Genomic DNA, 684 nt, shown 5'->3' with positions numbered 1-684 from the left:
ATTTGTTCAAGGACATGATAGTAAGCATTCAAGTTCTCTTTTTTATCAAAATAAGCCCCTAGGATATTGCCGGAAGCATCATCAATGGCTAAGTGTAAGTTAGAGGTTTCTGCTCCAAACCAGGCATGAGGGCTAGCCTCCATTTGGATGAGTTCTCCAGCAAATTTCTTTCTGGGTCTACTAGGATGTAGCTTTTTAGTGTCTTCCAGGAAATCTTTAGCGGACGGTAAGATTGGATTGTCTAGGGGATGATTGCGGTTCAGTTTAGCTTGTTTTCTTAGTCTCTTCTTTGTCTTTCTGTGAGACTTGGGAGAGAGGATGTTTTCCTTATAGAGTATTTTTCTAACAGTTGTATCAGAGAGCTGAATTCCCTCTTCTTCAGCTAGTAATGCACAGAAATGAAGGACATTTGGTTTATATGTTTCATAGGAGAGGTATTTCTTTAGGACACGTTCTTTGATTTCATCAGGGATTGCATGTTTTGGTTTTCGATTTCTGTTTCCGTGTCTGAAGGCTTCTTTTCCTTTCTGTTGATAGGCTAGTAGCAGACGATTGATTTGTCTTTCAGAAAGATTCAGTTCGACACAGGCTCGATTCTTTGTTTTCTTTCCTTGGTCTATAGCTTTTATCACAAGATATTTTTTCGTTTCATTCATATTCAGTTGGATACTTTTCATACGACTA

At 38.5% G+C, this 684-nt stretch carries 1 protein-coding gene; it reads right to left on the bottom strand.

The window, feature by feature from the left end; genetic code table 11:
* A partial coding sequence (locus tag HT719_RS09370; protein WP_172928994.1) for a helix-turn-helix domain-containing protein occupies positions 1 to 656 on the bottom strand: 656 nt, incomplete at its 3' end.
* Positions 657 to 684: the final 28 nt, after the last annotated feature.

This window comes from Streptococcus sp. k-378, assembly GCF_013277505.1.
Classification (GTDB): Bacteria; Bacillota; Bacilli; order Lactobacillales; family Streptococcaceae; genus Streptococcus; species Streptococcus pseudopneumoniae.
This window is presented reverse-complemented; position numbering and strand designations above follow the sequence as displayed.